Genomic DNA, 17,850 nt, shown 5'->3' on the forward strand with positions numbered 1-17,850 from the left:
ACGCCGTGCGGTCGCAGGGGACCACGCTGTCGTCGAACTATCACAGTCGCGGGACCGTCCCGGTCGAGCAGGTGGCCCGACCGGGAATCTCCGGCACTGGTGTGTGGCCCGAGCCCTGTCGGCTCGTCTGTCGGGGATCCGCTCCCCTCGTCGGCCGTCGACGCCACGGTATGGGCGGCAGCCGACAGCCGTCGGCTCGGCCCGGCGGCTACGGGGTACCTGAGCGCATCGTGCGGGCCGTGATGATCAATTCAACACGATGATCGACTTCACGGACGAACACGGCGTCACACCGGATGGCGACGAGCACCGTCGCTCGCCTCGACACCGATTCGGCCTGCGTCGTGTTCGGCCCGCCACCGTAGCCGGTCTGCCACCGTGTCTGGCCCGCCACCGTAGTCGGCCGGACACCGTGATCGACGCGGCCCGTGGTCGGCGGGCACCGGGCGGGCCGGTGAGGCGTCCCGCCGAGATCTCGGGTGACCGGCCGCCCTTCGGTGCCGGGTGTCGGTTGCCGCGAGGGAGACCCGCCGCAGCGACGATCCGCCGCTCGTGACGACCGGTCTCGCCGGATGAGCGCTTCCGGACGACGCGACAGTCGAACCACGGCGGCGGCACCCGGCCGCGGTGGCCGGGTGCCGCCCGCTCACCCGAGCCAGCCGATCGGCCACCGCCTTCGGCGGCCTGCGGCCCGCGGAGGAGACGCCGGTCAGAGGTTCGCGACCGGCATACCGCTGACGCCCTCGATCACCTCAGTGCCGCTCCTGATCACCGTGGTGCCGCCTGAGCTCCTCCGCCAGGCCGCGCTCCACCTGTGAGGGGCCCGGGACGCCGCTGTCCGCTCGCTTCGCCAGCTCGGCGAGCCGCTCCGCCAGCTCGGCACCGCGCAGCGGCTCCCGAGCGACCACCAGCAGAGTGTCGTCGCCCGCGATGGTGCCGACCACATCGTGTAGCGCGGCCCGATCCAGCGCGCTGGCCAGGAACTGCGCCGCTCCCGGCGGAGTTCGCAGCACGGCCAGATTCTGGGAGGAGTCGACGGAGACGAGCAACTCGTTCAACAGCCTGCCCAGCCGGGACGTGCCGCCTTCCAGGCCGCGCACCGGACTGCCGTCCTCGGGAATGAGGTAGACGGCCGCGCCGCCGTCGGCGCCACGCAGCTTCACGGCGCCCAGCTCGTCGAGATCTCGGGACAGCGTCGCCTGCGTGACCTCGATGCCCTCGGTGGCGAGCAGCCGCGCCAGCTCCGCCTGACTGCGTACCGCCCGCTGGGTGACGAGCGCGACGATCCGTGCCTGTCGGGCGACGCGCGTCGGGGCGGTGCTCCCGCGTGGTTCGGTCATCGCCGTCTCTCCTCGGCCAACAGCCAGCACAGCAGCGCCTTCTGCGCGTGCAGACGGTTCTCCGCCTCGTCCCACACCACGCTGGCCGGGCCGTCGATCACCTCGTCGGTGATCTCCCAACCGCGATGCGCGGGCAGGCAGTGCAGGACGATCGCACCCGGATCGGCCTTGGACAGCAGTGCCCCGTCGATCTGATACGGCCGGAACGGACCGACGCGGTCCTTCCCGTCGTTCTCCTGGCCCATGGAGCTCCAGGTGTCCGTGACCAGGACGTTCGAGCCCTCGGCTGCCGCAGCCGGTTCGTGGAACACGGTGACCGAACCACCGGTCTGCTCGGCGCGACACCGGGCGTCGGTGAGTACCGAGGCTTTCGGGTCGAATCCCTTCGGCGCCGCGATCCGCACGTGCATGCCCGCCGTGGCGCCGCCGAGCATCAGCGAATGGGCCATGTTGTTGGCGCCGTCACCGAGGAAGGTCATGGTGAGCCCGGCCAGTGCACCGTGCCGCTCCCGAATGGTCTGCAGGTCGGCAAGCACCTGGCAGGGGTGGAAGTCGTCGGTGAGCGCGTTGATCACCGGCACGGCGGACACCGAGGCCATGGCCTCGATCCTCGCCTGTGCGAACGTCCGCCAGACGACGGCGGCGACATAACGCGAGAGGACGCGGGACGTGTCCTCGATCGTCTCCTCCCGACCCAGCTGCATGCTTCGGCCGTCCACCGTGATGGGGTGTCCGCCGAGCTGGGCGATGCCTGCTTCGAAGGACAGCCTGGTGCGGGTGGAGTTCTTCTCGAAGAGCACGGCCACCGACTGCGGTCCGGCCAACGTCTGCCTGCCGAGTGGCTGCTTCTTCAGTTCGTCGGCGAGATCGAGGACCTCGGCCTGCTCAGCAGGGCTCAAGTCGTCGTCCCGCAGGAAATGCCGCGGCATCAGTCACCACTCTCCTTCTCGTCCGCCGGTGTCGCTGCGTCGAGCACTGCGGGAAGGTCACGGACGAAGCCCTCTGCCTCGTCGCTGGTCAGGATCAAGGGCGGGGCGAGCCGGAGGACGTCCGGCTGGGTCGGATTGACCAGATATCCCGCCGCACGCGCCGCCTCGGCCACCTGCGGCGCCACCGGCCGGTTCAGCAGGACGCCGATCAGCAGACCGCTGCCCCGAACGCCGGCCAGCAACGGGTGCTCCAGACTCTCGATTCCGGCGGTCAGCACCTTGCCGACGCGGTCCACGTTGTCCAGCAAGCCCTCCTCGGCGACGGTCCGCAGCACGGCGAGCGCCGCGGCGCAGCACACCGGATTGCCACCGAACGTCGTGCCGTGCAGCCCGGGAGTCAGTAGTTGTGCCGACGGGCCGACAGCGATGCACGCCCCGATCGGCAGGCCCCCACCGAGCTGCTTGGCGATGGTGAGGACGTCGGGCGTGATCCCTTCACGCTGGAAGGCGAACCAGGAGCCGGTACGGCCGACACCCGTCTGCACCTCGTCGATCACCAGCAGTGCGCCGTGCTCGGCGGTGATCTCGCGTACCGCTCGCAGGTAGCCCTCCGGCGGCAGCACCACTCCCGCCTCACCCTGAACGGGTTCGAGGACGACCGCGGCGGTCTGGTCGTCCACCGCCGCACGGATCGCCTCGACATCGCCGAACGGAACATGGCTCACGCCTGCGGGCAACGGCTCGAACGGGGTGCGCTTCGACGCCTGACCGGTGAGGGCGAGGGCGCCCATCGTCCGGCCGTGGAACGAGTTCCGCGTGGCGATGATGTTCGGACGGCCGGTGCGGCGAGCGATCTTGAAGGCCGCCTCGACGGCCTCGGTGCCCGAGTTGCACAACAGGACTCGACCCTGGTCGCCGAAGCCGGTGAGCCGCAGGAGCGTCTCAGCCAGTTCGACGGCCGGGCCGGTGGCGAAGAAGTTGGAGGTGTGCCCCAGGGTGCCGACCTGGCGGGTGACCGCGTCGACGATCGCCGGATGAGCGTGGCCGAGGACGTTGACCGCGATGCCACCGAAGAGATCCAGATAGCGCCTGCCGTCGGCGTCCCAGACATGGCTGCCCGCTCCGCGCTCCAAGGTGACGGCAGGGGTGCCGTAGTTGTTCATCAGGGCGGCGCTCCAGCGCCGCGCCCCCGCCTCGTTACCGGACTGCCGAGTGGTCACCGGTCACCCTCCTCTGGGATCACCATCGTTCCGACGCCCTGGCTGGTGAAGACCTCCAGCAGGACGGAGTGGGCAAGGCGTCCGTCGATGACGTGGGCGCGGGGCACGCCGCCCCGCACCGCCCGCAGGCACGCCTCCATCTTGGGCCGCATCCCGCTGTCCAGCTCCGGAAGCAGCCGTTCGAGCTCGGCCGCGGTCAGCCGATCGATCAGTGAGGAACGGTCGGGCCAGTCGGCGTAGAGGCCCTCGACATCGGTGAGCACCACCAGTTTCGCGGCGTCCAGTGCCACCGCGAGTGCGGCGGCGGCGGTGTCGGCGTTGACGTTGTGCACCACGCCGTCGACGTCCGGGGCGACCGTGGAGACGACCGGGATCCGCCCCGCACGGATGATGTCCAGCACCGCGTCGGGATTCACCGTCGCCACGTCGCCGACGAGGCCGATGTCGACCGACACGCCGTCCACGACCGCACCCCGACGCCGAGCGGTGAAGAGCTGTGCGTCCTCGCCGGAGATGCCGACCGCGTACGGCCCGTGGGCGTTCATCAGCCCGACCAGCTCGCGGCCGACCTGGCCGAACAGCACCATGCGGACGACGTCCATCGTCTCCGGCGTCGTGACACGCAGGCCGCCTCGGAACTCTCCTGCGATGCCGAGTCGATCGAGCATCGTGCTGATCTGCGGTCCGCCGCCGTGCACGACCACGGGGTGCAGGCCCGCCAGCCGCAGGAACACCATGTCCTGCGCGAAGATCCGTTTGAGGTTCTCGTCGACCATGGCGTTGCCGCCGTACTTCACCACGACCGTGGCGCCGTTGAACCGCTGTAGCCACGGCAGTGCCTCGACCAGCACGGCGGCCTTGGCACCCGCGTCGGCAAGCCTGTCCCGCTCCACTGCCGGATCGTCTGTCCCGCTCATGACGAGTACGCGCTGTTCTCTTCGACGTAGGCATGGGAGAGATCGGTGGTGAGCACCGTGGTGCTGTTCTCGCCCAGGTTGAGGTCGATGCGCACCTCGATGTCCGTACCGGACAGGTCGGCCGTGTCACGTTCGGCGGCCTTGGCGCCGTTCTTGCAGAGCAGGACGCCGTTGATGCTGATGTCGAGCAGATCAGGATCGACGTCCGCTCCCGACCGACCGACCGCCATGGCGATCCGTCCCCAGTTCGGATCGGAGCCGAACAGGGCGGTGCCGACGAGGTGGTCCTCGGCGACGGTGCGGGCGACCCTCGTCGCGTCGCCCTCCCCTGCCGCGCCGCTGACCTCGATCCGCACTCGCTTCGTCGCGCCCTCGGCATCGAGCTGCAACTGTTCCACGAGGTCGGCGCACACCTCCGTGAGCGCACCGGTGAAGACACCCGGCGGCGGGCTGATCCGGGAGGCGCCGGAGGAGCAGAGCAGGACGGTGTCGTTGGTGGAGGTCGAGCCGTCGACGTCGAGACGGTGGAAGGTGCGTTCGACGGCGGCGCGCAGCGCGAAGTCGAGCAGCTTGGCGTCGACCACCGCGTCGGTCGTGATGAGGGAGAGCATCGTCGCCATGTTCGGCGCGCACATGCCCGCGCCCTTGGCCAGGCCGCCGATGCTCCAGCCCGCCGGATGCCGGTAGGCGACCTGCTTGGAGACCGTGTCGGTGGTCATCACCGCCGTGGCCGCGTCCAGCCCGGACCGGGCCTCGCCGGAGAGCGCGTCGACCGCGGTGCGCACCCCGCCGTGCACCGCGTCCATCGGCAGCCGTTCGCCGATGAGCCCGGTGGAGCAGACCGCCACGTCGACGGCGCCGATCTCCAGCAGCTCGGCCACCCGTTCCGCCGTGGCGTGGGTGTCCTGGAAGCCCTCCGGGCCGGTACAGGCATTGGCGCAGCCGGAGTTCAGCACCACGGCACGCAGTCGATGGTGACTCAGGACCTGCTGTGACCAGCGCACCGGGGCGGCCACGACCTTGTTGGTGGTGAACACGCCCGCCGCCACATCGGCGGGGCCGTCGTTGACCAGCAGCGCGAGGTCCTTGGCGCCGCCGGTCTTGATGCCCGCGGCGACGCCTGCGGCGCGGAAACCCGCCGAGGCTGTGACGCCGAGGCCGCGGTCGAGGGGCAGGTCGCCCAGTTCGGCGGAGAATGTGGTGCTCATGGTGCGACTCCCACGGTGCTCAGGCCGGTGGCTTCCGGCAGGCCGAGTGCGAGGTTCATGCTCTGTACGGCGCCGCCCGCCGTGCCCTTGGTGAGGTTGTCCAGCGCGGCGACCACGACGAGACGACCCGCGTCCTGATCGACGGCAAGCTGAAGGTGGACGGCGTTGGAGCCGATGGTCGCGGCGGTCGTCGGCCAGGCTCCCGTCGGCAGCAGCCGAACGAACGGCTCGTCGGCGTAGGCCTTCTCGTAGACCTCACGCACCGCCGGTTCCTCCAGGCCGTCGACGATCGGAGCGGAGCAGGTGGCGAGGATGCCGCGGGACATCGGTGCCAGCACGGGAGTGAAGGACACCCGCACCGGTCGGCCCGCCGCCGCGCTCAGGTTCGCGGTGAGCTCCGGGGTGTGCCGGTGGACACCGCCGACGCCGTACGCCGATGCGGACCCCAGCACCTCGGACGCGATCAGATGCGGCTTGAGCGCGCGTCCCGCGCCGGAGGTGCCGGTGACGCCGACCACGACGAGTTCCGGCTCGACGATGCCCGCGGCGAACGCGGGAGTGGTCGCGAGCAGCGTGGTGGTGGGAAAGCAGCCCGGCACCGCGATCCGGCGGGCATCGACGAGCGCCGCCCTGGCACCCGGCAGCTCCGGCAGCCCGTAGGGCCACCGCCCCGCGTGCGGTCCGCCGTACCACCGCTCCCAGTCGGCCGAGTCCGCGAGCCGGAAGTCGGCGCCGCAGTCGATGACGAGCGTCGCCGGGTCGAGTCGATCGGCGAGGGCGGCCGAATGGCCGTGGGGCAGCGCGAGGAACACGACGTCATGGCCCGCCAGCGCCTCCGGGGTGGTCTCGACGAGCACTCGCTCCGCGAGCGGGCCGAGGTGCGGCTGGTGCGCACCCAGCCGGGTGCCCGCGCTGCCGCCCGCGCTGAGCGCGCCGATCTCGACCTCCGGGTGGGTGAGAAGCAGCCGCAGCAGCTCCCCGCCCGCGTATCCGCTGGCTCCGGCGACCGCCACTCGAACTGTCATGCGCATGATTATGCACAGTCGTGCAAAGTCAATCAACCGACTTTTCGGGTGACACGCGGCGGCTCCCGCCGTTCCTCACGCGACCGGTGGCGCGGACCACACCCGCGGACTCGCCGTCGAGGAGCGGCGGGCCCAGGACGGCGCGCGCCGCGGCGCCGAGCGCGACCGCCGCCGTCCCGACCACGCGCGGCCGCACCTCACCGGCCGTCCATCGCAGGCGGGACGACGGCGCCCGACCCGCTCCCGGCGATCACGGGCAGACTCGGGGGGAGATCGAAGACGCGGAACAGTCGCAGATCGAAGAACATCACCGCGTGGGCGATCCCGGCGCTCCCGAGCGTCAGCGTCTGCAGGGCGAACGGCCGATGATCACCCGTCGCCCCGTCGAACAGGTAGAACGCCAGACATGGCGCCCCGTTGGCCCGGGTCTGACGGAGTCGGAAGTCACCGGGCCCGCCGGGGCACCGCGCGAGCAGATGCCTGCCGACGTCTCGCCTGCCGCGATACCAGGCGGCGAACGGCGGCATCTCCCAGACGGCATCGGGCGCGAGCAGCCGCACGACCGCGTGGACGTCCTTGGCCTCGAAGGCCGCCACGTACTGCGTGAGGACCGCGCGCTGCTCGGCGGCCGAGGGCTCGGCGAGATCCTGCTCAGCGATCGACAGTCCGTCCAGCCGATCCCGGGCTCGCCGCAACGCGCTGTTCACCGCGATCGTCGTCATGTCGAGCAGCTCCGCGACCTCCGCGGCCTGCCAGCACAGCACGTCACGCAGGATCAGCACGGCACGATGCCGAGGAGTCAGGTGTTGAAGCACGGCGATGAAGGCGAGCCGGATGCCCGCTCGACCGCCGATGATCTCGGCCGGATCGCTGCCGTGGGCGATCGCGGCATCGGGCATCGGCTCCAGCCACGGCACCTCCGGGCGAGCGTCCAGCGGGCCGCCGGGATCTGCGCTCGCACCGCCGAGCCCGACGGGCAGCGGCCGCCTGTCACGGCGTTCCAGCGCGGTCAGACACGCCCGTGTCGCGATGCGATAGAACCAGGTCCGCAGGCTCGACCGGCCCTCGAAGGCCGACCGCCCCCGCCAGGCCCGCAGCATCGTCTCCTGCAGGACGTCCTCGGCGTCGTGCATCGAGCCGAGCATTCGGTAGCAGTACGCCAGCAGCTCCCCCCGAAACGGATCGATCTCGCGCATGAGGCAGGCGCCGGAATCGCCCTTCCCGTCGAGCCGTCCGAGCACGCTGGTCATCGATCGCATCCTCTGCCTCGCCCTGCGGACTGCCCCTGTCCGGGAGTCCGGCCTGCTGTCGGCCCCTGTATAGCCGTCGACTCCGACTGTTCACCATCCTGCGGCGCACGCCACCGGGGCACACTCCACCGGGACGCAGCCCACCAGGGCGACGGCGAACGAGGCGATCCGGGAGGAGACCGGGTGACGGGGCGATCCTCGGCGGCGGCGAGCCATGTCGTGCACGCCGTGTCACGCGACCCGCCGCGTCCTCTCCGGGGTGCCGCGCCGACGACGATCGACGGGATCGGGCACGATCGCCACGTCACGACAGTGCGGCGATCCGCGGTCGGCGTCGGGATCGCCGGGCACCGAGTCCGACGGAACGGACAGGTCCGGCGGAACAGAGGGTCCGCCCGGCCGCTCGCGAGCCGGACCTCCGCACGGGGAGACGACACGGCCGGCACGACCCGTCCGCTCGACCGCCGGATCGGGACGACGAAGCTCCAGGACAGGACTCGCAGATGACCACCGCACCACAGGCCGGGAGACCGGAGCCGACCTTCGTCCTGGTCTCCGGAACCTGCGGCAGCGCGGCGGGGTTCGTTCCGTTGCAGCGTGAACTCGCCCTGCGCGGCAGGCGTTCACTCGCCCTCGACATGCCGGGGCACGGCACCGGCAGACCCGTCGCCTACCTCCACGGCCGTCGGGACGCGGCGGCGCTGGCGGTCGAGCCCTCCCCGATGGCAGGCGTGACCTTTCAGCAGACCGTGGAGCACGTCATCACCAACGTCCGCCGCGTACGCGAGTACGGACCGGTGATCCTGCTCGGCTTCAGCATGGGCGGCGCGATCATCGGCGGGGTGGGCAACGACGCACCCGAGATCATCGACCGCGTCGTGTACCTCTCGGCGTGGTGCCCGGTCAGCACGTCGAGCATGGCCGAGTGCGGTCTGCTGCCCGAGCAGGCCGACAGCCTGCTGGAGGCGACGCCCCTGCCGGTGGTCGGCGACGCCGCCGAACTCGGTGCGTTCCGGGTCGACTGGCGCGGCGTCGACGAGATGACGTTCGCGGCGCTGAAGGCCGCGCTGGCCGCCGATGCCACCGACGACGAGTTCCGCGCGATGCTCGACACGATGGACTCAGACGAGACGAGGGCGATCGCGACGGCCGACTCCCGGGTGCGTGCCGAGACGTGGGGCCGGATACCCCGCAGCTACCTACGACTCACCGAGGACCGGTCGATCCCCGTGGCCATGCAGGACCGGATGATCGCGGAGGCCGACGCCCTGACCCCGGACAACCGGTTCGACGTCCACACGCTGCACACGACCCACGCGGCGTTCTGGCATCGGGCGGCGGAGGTCGCCGCCGTCCTGGATTCGCTCGCTTGATCGCCGACGTTCCGGGACGGTCGTCGGCCCGGTGTGCCATGGCCGACGGCGCCGGATCGCGGTGCGAGGGTGCTCGGGACGGTGCCGACGAGCCTCGTCCACCGGGCGGCAGCGTGGCAGGCGCCGCCGTGTCACCCGCGGCGGCTCGTGGGACGGCGCCTCGTCTGCTCGAGTGCCGCGTGACGGCGACGGTGACGATTCTCGGGCTGACCGGCCGCGAGGCCGCGGCTCAGACCGCTCGGCCCGAACGCGAACGGCGCCCAGGACGTCGCGTCAGCCTCCCACGCAGGCTCACCACCGTGGACGACAGGCGGGCGACGCCCGAGCCGCCCGTCGGACGCAGCCGGGAGTGCTGCACGGCGCTCACCAGCCATCGGCCGTCCTGTCGGATCAGCACCCAGGTGCCGCGAGACGACGTCCGAGGGCTGGGCTCGCTCCGCCAGGGAAAGACGATGGACGACAGCGTGTGGGCAAGCGCCACCTCGGTGTTCAGGAACCGAAGGGATTCGCATTCGAGGACGAGCCTGCTGCCCCGGAACACGCCGGACAACAGTCTCGAATGCCACCGTTGATTCGCCAGTCTTCCCCGCCGCAGCACACCGTCGTTGCCGACGAAATCGCTGTCCGGGGCGAAGACGGCCACGAAACCCGCCGCATCGCCGCGTGTCCAGGCATCGGCGGCCTCGGCCAGCAGAGCACCGATCTGCTCCTCGTCGTCGCGTGCGACACCGTCGATGCTCGACGGCGGAACTCTCCGGGTCAACGTCCTCATACGACTAGTTCAGCAGCTCCGCATCGGACCCGCCTCCGGAGATTCCCCGAGAAGAACCATGATCCATCCCGGAGGACCCACGATGACCGCCGCGCTCACGAACTCGCCGACCGCCACTTCGATTCGACGAGATCGCCGCGAATCTCCGGGCCCCGTCGTCCGTCGTCGGAGCATCCGGACGCCCGTCGACGCCATTCTGAATCTCAGCCGTTCGCATCGGCATGAATCCCACGACCTGGTCGACGCGGCACCGTTCTGTGCAGTCGCCGGATTCGACAGCAGCCGCACCCCGCACTCCACGCTGTTCGGCGGAGGAATGACATGAATGGTGCGGACGACGCGCCGGAGGCGCATGCCCGCCGGCCGACTCCCCGAGGATTCACGGTAGATCACGAGGACCGGGCCGCGACCGTCTCGGCCTGCTTCTTCCGGCGCCGACGCTTCGCGACGTCATCCCGGTCGGGCTGGTGCCGCGATGAGCGAACCCCGACAGAACGCCTGATGCGCGTGGTCACGGTGGCGTCGACGCCTACTTCACCGTCAAGTTCGGACGGAATGCCGAGGCGCCCCGGCCGGGCGTCGCCGCGTCATGGCAGCGACTCCCGAAATTCGTGCTCGGCTTCATCCGCGCTCGATCATCGCCCCCTGCCACCAGTCCACGGCGGCAGGCTACGTGATCGGCCTCGTCAACGACCTGCGTGCCTGGTTCCTGATCCTGGCCTTCATCGGCATCGGGTCGAGTCCCGCGGCGCCGCGCTCCGGGGTGGGCCGGCGGCCGTCGGCGTCAGCCTGCTCGTCGGACTGGGAGTGGCGCCCCTGACGTTCGACTCGTTGAACGTCTAGCGCCGCGTCACGGACCGTCCGCCGCGCCGCCGCGGAGGAGACCGCCGGGCAGACCGTCTCGCCTGCCCGGCGGTGACCCGCTCAGGACCGGAGCTCGGCGCCGACTCGCTCCGCCGCCGCGGCCACGGCGGCGTCGCGACCCGCGGTGGCCTCCTCGACCGTCAGCGTGCGGTCGACGGCGCGGAACCGCAGCGAGAAGGTCAGCGACCGCCTGCCCTCGCCGACCTGCTCTCCGGCGTAGACGTCGAAGAGCCGGACGTCCTCGATCAGGTCACCGGCGCCTGCCCGCACCGCCTCGGTCACCTCGGCCGCGGGCACCTCGGCGTCCACCACCAGGGCCAGGTCCAACAGCACCGGGGGGTACGCCGAGATCTTCGGCGACGGCCTGGGGTCGGTCAGCGGCAGCGCGTCGAGGTTCAACTCCAGCGCGCACGCCCGCTTGGGCAGTCCCAGCGCCTCGACGACCTTGGGATGCAGCTCCCCTGCGTGCCCGATCACCTGGCCGTCCACGGTGAACACGGCGCAGCGCCCGGGATGCCACGGCGCGAGATCACCCGCGGCGACCTGCATCTCCACCCCGGCGGTCTCCGCGACGAGCAGGGCGAGCGACACCACGTCCGACCAGTCCGCGGCCCGGCCCGGCCCCCACCAGCCGGACAGTTCACGCCTGCCCGCGAGCACCGCCGCCACATGCACCGGCTGCGCGGGCAGCGCGGCGAACAGCGCGGCGATCTCGTCGTCGGACGGCCGTCGAGTGACAGCCACCTCCGGCATCGGCGCCAGCTGCTCGTCGGGCCGCACGACCTGTCCGATGTGGAACAGCGCCACGTCCCGATGTCCTCGTGCCACATTGCGCACCACGGCGTCGAGCAGGCCGGGCAGCAGGGTCGTGACCATCTCGCCGCGGTCGGCCTCCAGCGGATTGGCCAGTCGCATGGTGCGCCTGCGCGGATCGTCGGCGGGCAGGTCGAGCGCGTCCCAGTCGGCCTTGCCGGCGAACGGGAACGGCAGCACCTCGACGTACCCGGCGGCCGCGATCGCCCTGGACACGGCGCGCCTACGGCGCTGGGCGTCCGTCAGTCCCCGGCCGGCGGGCACGGAGGGCAGGACGGAGGGAATCGTGTGGTAGCCCTCGAGCCGCAGGACCTCCTCGACGAGATCCGCGGGCTGGACGAGGTCGGCACGCCAGGTCGGCGGGGTGGCCTTGACGACAGCGGTCCCCTCCGAGGTGGTGCCGACCTCCACCCGGCAGCCGATCTGCTGGAGTCGCCGCGCCGTCACACCACGCTCGTACCGCACACCGGCGACCTCGTCGGGCAGCGCCAACGGCATCGTCACCGGCGCGGGCACCTGCGGATGTCCGACGTCGGTCAGGCCGCGGTGCAGGCTGCCCTCCGCGTAGTGCGCCAGCGCCTTCGCGGTGCGCTCCGCCGCGACGGCAGGCAGGGCCGGGTCGACGACCCGCTCGAAACGCTTGGCCGCCTCGCTCGGCAGCTTGTGCCTGCGCACCATCCGCCCCACGTTCGCGGAGTCGAAGGAGGCGGCCTCGATGAGGACGTCGGTGCTCTTCGCGCCGATCTCCGTCTGCGCACCGCCCATGACGCCCGCCAGACCGATGGGCCCGGTGTCGTCGCAGATGACGATGTCGTCGGGGTCCAGGGTCCTGGTCTGACCGTCGAGGGTCGCCAGCTTCTCGCCCGCGACCGCCTTGCGGACCACCACGGTGCCGCGCACCTTCGCCGCGTCGTAGGCGTGGAGCGGCTGACCGACCTCCAACATGATGTAGTTGGTGAGGTCGACGGCGAGCGAGATCGATCGGATGCCCGAGAGCATCAGTCGGCGCCGCATCCACCACGGGGTGGGTGCCGTCGGATCGACGCCGGTGACCCGGCGGAAGACGAAGCGAGAACAGGCCTGCTCATCCTCGATCCGCACCGGCCAGGCGTCGCCGTCGGACTCGTGCAGCTCGAGCACGGCGGGATCGCGGAAGGACAGGTCGAGCGCGCAGGCGATCTCCCTGGCCAGCCCGCGCACCGAGAAGCAGTAGCCGCGGTCCGGCGTGATCGCCAGTTCGATGACCGAGTCGTCCAGCTCCAGGTGCCGGGCGGCGTCGGCGCCCGGAGCGGCGGTGCCGGAGGGCAGCACGAGGATGCCCGCGTGATCGTCGCCGAGGTTCAACTCCTTGGCGGAGCAGATCATCCCGTCGCTGACCCGACCGTAGGTCTTGCGCGCGCTGATGACGAAGTCGCCGGGCAGCACCGCACCGGGCAGCGCCACGACCACCAGGTCGCCCTCGACGAAGTTGCGGGCACCGCAGACGATCCCCCGGATGTCGGGCTCGCCGGTCGCCTCGCGGACCACCGGATTCGGGTCGCCCTCGAACGGCCGGTCGGCGTCCTCGGCGTTCTCGCCGTCGCCGGTCTCCGGCGCGGAGTCGCCCAGTCTGCCGACCTCCACCCGACAGAAGCGGATCGGCTTCTTGAACTCGGTCAGCTCCTCGATCTCGACGACCCTGCCGATGACCAGGGGGCCGCTGACCGGGCCGAGGGTGTCGACGGACTCGACCTCGAGGCCGATCCGCACGAACGCCTCAGCCAACTGCTCCGGTGTGATGTCCTCTGGCGGCTCCACCAGGTGCTGGATCAGCCAGGAAACCGGGATACGCACTAGCTCAGGCCTCTCTTGTCGACCGGGTCGTCCGGGTTGCTCCGTCTGGGCGAACCATGCCGAGACGCTGGCGTCGGCTCACGCCTGGACGCCGAAGGGCAGGGTGAAGCGGACGTCGCCCTCGACCATGTCACGCATGTCCGGAATCCCGTTGCGGAACTGCAGGGTGCGCTCCAGCCCCATGCCGAACGCGAACCCGGAGTAGACCTCCGGGTCGACACCGCAGGCGCGCAGGACATTGGGGTTGACCATGCCGCAGCCGCCCCACTCGACCCAGCCCGCGCCGCCCTTGCGCTCCTCGAACCAGACGTCGACCTCGGCGGAGGGCTCGGTGAACGGGAAGAACGAGGGCCGCAGCCGCGTGCGCGCGCCCTCGCCGAACATCGCACGCGCGAAGGCGTCCAAGGTGCCCTTGAGATGGGCCATCGTCAGGCCCTTGTCCACCGCGATCCCCTCGGTCTGGTGGAACACCGGGGTGTGCGTCGCGTCGAGCTCGTCGGTGCGGAAGGTACGGCCGGGACCGACCGCGTACACCGGAAGATCGCGGGACAGCAGCGTCCTGATCTGCATCGGCGAGGTCTGGGTTCGCAGCACCAGACCCGAGTCGGCGGGCGCGACGTGGAACGTGTCCTGCATGGACCGCGCCGGGTGGTCCTTGCCGAGGTTCAACGCATCGAAGTTGAACCACTCGGCTTCCAGCTCCGGGCCTTCGGCGATCTCGTAGCCCATCGCCAGGAAGACGTCGGCGACCCGTTCGGACAGGACGGTCAGCGGGTGCCGAGCGCCTGCGGCGTGCCGGTCGACGGGCAGAGTGACGTCGACGGTCTCCTCCCGCAGCACCCGCTCGTCCCGCTCGACGAGCAGCGCCTGACGGCGGCTCTCGAACGCTGCGTCGATCGCGGTGCGCGCCTCGTTGACCCGCTTGCCCGCCTCCGAGCGGGCGGCGGGCGGCAGCGCACCGATCTCCCTTCGCGCCAGCAGCAGCGGCGATCGATCACCGAGGTGGGCGGGCTTCACGGCGCCGAGCTCGTCCAGGTCGACGGCCTTCTCGAAGGCTTCGCGGGCCGCATCGACCGCGAGGTTCAGGGTCTCCGGCGCGAGCGCCGCGACCTCCTTCGGGTCGTAGCTGTCATTGACTCCGGACATGAGCGCGGGTACTCCCCAGGGTTGCCAGACGGCTGATCTCCTCCCGCGACGTCGATGCCGCAGGCAGCGGCCAGATTTTAGCCGACGAGCCCGACCTGTTCGCACCCTGTTTGCCGCCTGCGTCGAAGCAGTCCGGCGGAGGAAAGGGCCGGAGGCGGGCACACCGGGCCGCCGGACGACGTCGCCGGGCGAACCTCGACATCATCGGGCCCGACGGCAGGCCATCTCGTCACCACAGGCGACCACGCGAACACCCGGAGCGCCCGGCGTCGGCTTCGTATCGGTCCGAGACCTGGTAAAACGCCCCACCCGAGGCCCGCGAGCCGCGACCGACTCGGCACGCGGTGCGGTGACCCGGACCGCGGCTCGGAGCCGTTCACGCCGGGCAGGGGCGGCAGGCATACGGCTGCGGCGCCTCCGACGCGACCGCCGATCGGGCCCCGCGGCATCCCTGTCCCGGCGGCGGGCAGCAGGCGATCTCGAAACGCGACCGTCCCAGCGTGTGCCCGACCGGGGCCGACCGTGCGATCCGTCGCGGTGGACATCGCGGCCTGCGCCGCCGCGTGGGAACGCCCGCCCCGACCCGCAGCCCGGCGAGCGGCTCCGCAGGAGTTCCGCGAGCCGCAGGCCGCCGATCACGGGGCCGGCCTCTGAACTCTGCTCTCCTTGCCGAGCTCCCCCTGTCGAACCGGGCGCGGCGACACCGACCGAGTGTCGAGAAGACCATCCCGAGCGGCATCGCGAACCGACGCGGCCGATCAGCGAACGCGGCTGGTCGCTGCACAGACCGACCGGCGCCCTCGGCGTCGCGCCGTCGTGGGGGTGCGACCGCGAGCGGAACGAACCGCCGTCGCGCCGCGGCTCAGGCTCGCTGCGCCCTGGCCGTGGCGTACAGGCAGACCGCGGCGGCGGTGGCGAGATTGAGGCTCTCGGCCCGGCCGTGAAGCGGGACCGCCAACGCCGTGTCGGCGCCCGCCCGCACCTCCGAGGACAGCCCGTGGGCCTCGCTGCCGAACAGCCAGGCGGTCGGTGCGACGAGATCGCCCGCACGGTCCGCCGCGTCGAGATCCTGGTCGGCTCGGCCGTCGGCGGCGACCAGGCGAAGGCCCGCGTCGCGGCAGGCCGCGACGACCACGTCGACGTCGCGCTCCCTGGCCACCGGGAGGTGGAACAGGCTGCCGGTGGTGGTCCGGACGCATTTGCCGTTGTGCGGATCGACGGCCGCCCCCGCGAAGATCACCGCGTCGGCGCCCGCGGCGTCGGCCACCCGCAGCACCGTGCCCGCGTTGCCCGGATCGGCGATCTCGACCAGCACCGCGACCAGTCGTGGGCTGCCCGCCAACGCGGTCGTCAACGGCACGTCGACGAGACCGCAGACCGCGACGAGTCCCTGCGGGGTGACGGTCTCGGAGAGCCCCGCGGCGGCCTTCTCCGTGATCAGACTGGTGGGAACTCCCGCGGCGCCGGCCCGCTGCCACACCTCGGCATGCCGTTCGGCCGCCTCAGGCGTGGCGAACAGCTCGAAGACGCGACCGGCGTCGCGTTCCGCCCAGTCGAGCGCCTCACGCACGGCTTGGGAACCCTCGGCGAGGAATCGTGCCGCCCGCTCACGACCGGTGCGGCTCGTCAGTCGACGCGCGGCAGCGACCCGAGGGGTCCGCTCCGTGAAGGGAGCCGGAACCGCCCCGGGTCGTGCGATGCGTTGGTCCGCACTCAGGCCAGGTTCTCCTGGTCCTCCGCGGGCAGCGCCGCCTTGGCGGCCTCGGCGAGGACCGCGAACGTCTCCGGGTCGTTCACCGCCAGCTCCGCGAGGATCTTGCGGTCGACCTCGATCTCGGCGAGCCGCAGACCCTGGATCAGCCTGCTGTAGCTGATTCCGTTGATCCGGGCCGCGGCGTTGATGCGGGTGATCCACAGCTTGCGGAAGTCACCCTTGCGCGCCCGGCGGTCCCGGTAGGAGTAGGTGAGCGAGTGGAGCATCTGCTCCTTGGCCTTGCGGTACAGCCGGGAGCGCTGCCCGCGGTAGCCGCTGGCCTGCTCGAGGATCGCACGGCGCTTCTTGTGGGCGTTCACAGCTCGCTTGACGCGTGCCACGGTTCCGTCCTGTCAATCTCTAGGGGCGAGGAGTGCTGGTGCCCCGATGGTGGGTAAAGGTGACGGCTCTCCGGCCGCGGCGCGAGGTCGAGTCGACCCCCGCGTTCGCCGTCGGCGCCGCAGGCGTCAGCGTCCGAGCATCCGCTTGATGCGGGGCGCGTCGTTGGGGGACACCTCGACGGTGCCCTCCAGACGGCGGGCGAGCCTGCTCTCCTTGCGCTCCAGGTAGTGCCGGTGGCCGCACCGCTCGCGGCGGATCTTGCCGGTGCCGGTCACCCGGAACCGCTTGGAGGCGCCGCTGTGCGTCTTCTGCTTCGGCATGTCCTGTCCTTCGTCTCTTCTTCGTCCTGTTCGCCGCCGTGATCGACGGCAGGCTGTCGCACGGCGTGGGAGGGCCGTGTATGACGGCCCGTCCCACGGCCACGTGACCGACTACTCGCCGCCTTCGGCGACCGTCTCGTCGGCGTCGACGCCGTCGCCGGACCTGCCCCTCGGCGGCTGCTTCTTGTGCGGGGCAAGCACCATGATCATGTTTCGGCCGTCCTGCTTCGGCGACGCCTCCACGAAGCCCAGCTCGGCCACGTCGTTGGCCAGTCGCTCGAGCAGGCGGTAGCCGAGTTCCGGTCGGGACTGCTCACGACCACGGAACATGATGGTCACCTTGACCTTGTTCCCGTGTTCGAGGAAGCGGACCACATGGCCGCGCTTCGTCGCGTAGTCGTGCGAGTCGATCTTCGGCCGGAGCTTCTGTTCCTTGATGACCGTGAGCTGCTGGTTACGGCGGGACTCGCGAGCCTTCTGCGCGCTCTCGTACTTGAACTTGCCGTAGTCCATGAGCTTGCAGACCGGCGGCCGGGCCTGCGGTGCGACCTCGACGAGGTCCAGATCCGCTTCCTGGGCGAGTCGGAGCGCGTCCTCGATGCGGACGATCCCCACCTGCTCGCCGTTGGGTCCGACGAGCCGGACCTCCGGTACGCGGATACGGTCGTTGATGCGCGTCTCGGCGCTGATGGGGCCTCCTAGGTTCGTGACGTTCAGACTTGCGCCACGGCACGCGGAGCACCCT

17 protein-coding genes are annotated in these 17,850 nt (G+C 71.2%); 3 read left to right on the top strand and 14 right to left on the bottom strand.

Annotated features, from left to right (window positions below; genetic code table 11):
* Nucleotides 1–752 precede the first annotated feature (752 nt).
* The 7 genes from AHOG_RS19190 to AHOG_RS19220 all read right to left on the bottom strand — a co-directional run bounded on the left by AHOG_RS19190 (nt 753) and on the right by AHOG_RS19220 (nt 7,889).
* The gene (locus AHOG_RS19190; RefSeq protein ID WP_093942578.1) at nt 753–1,340 is read right to left on the bottom strand and encodes an arginine repressor; all 588 of its coding nucleotides are present in this window, start codon (nt 1,338–1,340) and stop codon (nt 753–755) included.
* Complete coding sequence (gene argF / locus AHOG_RS19195) at nt 1,337–2,269, bottom strand: ornithine carbamoyltransferase (protein ID WP_093942579.1); 933 nt, start codon at nt 2,267–2,269, stop codon at nt 1,337–1,339. The genes AHOG_RS19190 and argF overlap by 4 nt, the downstream gene beginning before the upstream one ends.
* Nucleotides 2,269–3,489, bottom strand: coding sequence for an acetylornithine transaminase (locus tag AHOG_RS19200; RefSeq protein WP_281258039.1), 1,221 nt, complete (start codon nt 3,487–3,489; stop codon nt 2,269–2,271). Before AHOG_RS19200 ends, argF begins: the two co-directional genes overlap by 1 nt.
* Nucleotides 3,486–4,406, bottom strand: a complete 921-nt coding sequence (gene argB, locus AHOG_RS19205) for an acetylglutamate kinase (protein ID WP_093942580.1) — start codon at nt 4,404–4,406, stop codon at nt 3,486–3,488. Before argB ends, AHOG_RS19200 begins: the two co-directional genes overlap by 4 nt.
* Complete coding sequence (argJ, locus tag AHOG_RS19210) at nt 4,403–5,614, bottom strand: bifunctional glutamate N-acetyltransferase/amino-acid acetyltransferase ArgJ (protein ID WP_093942581.1); 1,212 nt, start codon at nt 5,612–5,614, stop codon at nt 4,403–4,405. Before argJ ends, argB begins: the two co-directional genes overlap by 4 nt.
* Nucleotides 5,611–6,639 (bottom strand): N-acetyl-gamma-glutamyl-phosphate reductase, encoded by a 1,029-nt coding sequence (gene argC, locus AHOG_RS19215; protein ID WP_093944615.1) that lies wholly within the window; start codon nt 6,637–6,639, stop codon nt 5,611–5,613. The genes argJ and argC overlap by 4 nt, the downstream gene beginning before the upstream one ends.
* Before the next feature lie 197 nt (nt 6,640–6,836).
* The gene (locus AHOG_RS19220; RefSeq protein ID WP_245856325.1) at nt 6,837–7,889 is read right to left on the bottom strand and encodes a sigma-70 family RNA polymerase sigma factor; all 1,053 of its coding nucleotides are present in this window, start codon (nt 7,887–7,889) and stop codon (nt 6,837–6,839) included.
* A gap of 503 nt (nt 7,890–8,392) precedes the next feature.
* Here AHOG_RS19220 and AHOG_RS19230 point away from each other — a divergent pair.
* Nucleotides 8,393–9,262: an alpha/beta hydrolase gene (locus AHOG_RS19230; protein ID WP_093942583.1), complete on the top strand. Its 870-nt coding sequence runs from the start codon at nt 8,393–8,395 to the stop codon at nt 9,260–9,262.
* Between the two features lie 229 nt (nt 9,263–9,491).
* Here the strand turns inward: AHOG_RS19230 and AHOG_RS19235 are convergent, their stop codons facing one another.
* Complete coding sequence (locus AHOG_RS19235) at nt 9,492–10,034, bottom strand: SgcJ/EcaC family oxidoreductase (RefSeq protein WP_093942584.1); 543 nt, start codon at nt 10,032–10,034, stop codon at nt 9,492–9,494.
* A gap of 82 nt (nt 10,035–10,116) precedes the next feature.
* Between AHOG_RS19235 and AHOG_RS19240 the strand changes: the two genes are divergently transcribed.
* Together AHOG_RS19240 and AHOG_RS19245 are read left to right on the top strand one after the other, a co-directional pair.
* A complete protein-coding gene (locus AHOG_RS19240; protein WP_093942585.1) occupies nt 10,117–10,359 on the top strand; it encodes a hypothetical protein in 243 nt (80 codons plus the stop codon).
* Nucleotides 10,360–10,623: 264 nt separating this feature from the next.
* Entirely contained in the window at nt 10,624–10,854 is a 231-nt protein-coding gene (locus tag AHOG_RS19245) for a hypothetical protein (protein WP_093942586.1), read from the top strand.
* A 104-nt stretch (nt 10,855–10,958) separates the two neighbouring features.
* On the opposite strand, the gene pheT is transcribed toward AHOG_RS19245, so the two are convergent.
* The 6 genes from pheT to infC form a co-directional block, all read right to left on the bottom strand.
* On the bottom strand, nt 10,959–13,544 hold the full coding sequence (pheT, locus tag AHOG_RS19250; RefSeq protein WP_093942587.1) for a phenylalanine--tRNA ligase subunit beta: 2,586 nt from the start codon (nt 13,542–13,544) through the stop codon (nt 10,959–10,961).
* A 78-nt stretch (nt 13,545–13,622) separates the two neighbouring features.
* Nucleotides 13,623–14,690: a phenylalanine--tRNA ligase subunit alpha gene (gene pheS, locus AHOG_RS19255; RefSeq protein WP_093942588.1), complete on the bottom strand. Its 1,068-nt coding sequence runs from the start codon at nt 14,688–14,690 to the stop codon at nt 13,623–13,625.
* Between the two features lie 862 nt (nt 14,691–15,552).
* Nucleotides 15,553–16,407: a TrmH family RNA methyltransferase gene (locus tag AHOG_RS19260; protein ID WP_221438818.1), complete on the bottom strand. Its 855-nt coding sequence runs from the start codon at nt 16,405–16,407 to the stop codon at nt 15,553–15,555.
* Entirely contained in the window at nt 16,404–16,784 is a 381-nt protein-coding gene (gene rplT / locus AHOG_RS19265; RefSeq protein WP_093942589.1) for a 50S ribosomal protein L20, read from the bottom strand. Before rplT ends, AHOG_RS19260 begins: the two co-directional genes overlap by 4 nt.
* A 126-nt stretch (nt 16,785–16,910) precedes the next feature.
* Nucleotides 16,911–17,105, bottom strand: coding sequence for a 50S ribosomal protein L35 (rpmI, locus tag AHOG_RS19270; protein WP_075744085.1), 195 nt, complete (start codon nt 17,103–17,105; stop codon nt 16,911–16,913).
* A gap of 111 nt (nt 17,106–17,216) precedes the next feature.
* Entirely contained in the window at nt 17,217–17,822 is a 606-nt protein-coding gene (gene infC / locus AHOG_RS19275; RefSeq protein WP_245857032.1) for a translation initiation factor IF-3, read from the bottom strand.
* Nucleotides 17,823–17,850 lie beyond the last annotated feature (28 nt).

It is taken from the genome of Actinoalloteichus hoggarensis (genome assembly GCF_002234535.1).
In the GTDB taxonomy this organism is placed as follows: domain Bacteria; phylum Actinomycetota; class Actinomycetes; order Mycobacteriales; family Pseudonocardiaceae; genus Actinoalloteichus_A; species Actinoalloteichus_A hoggarensis.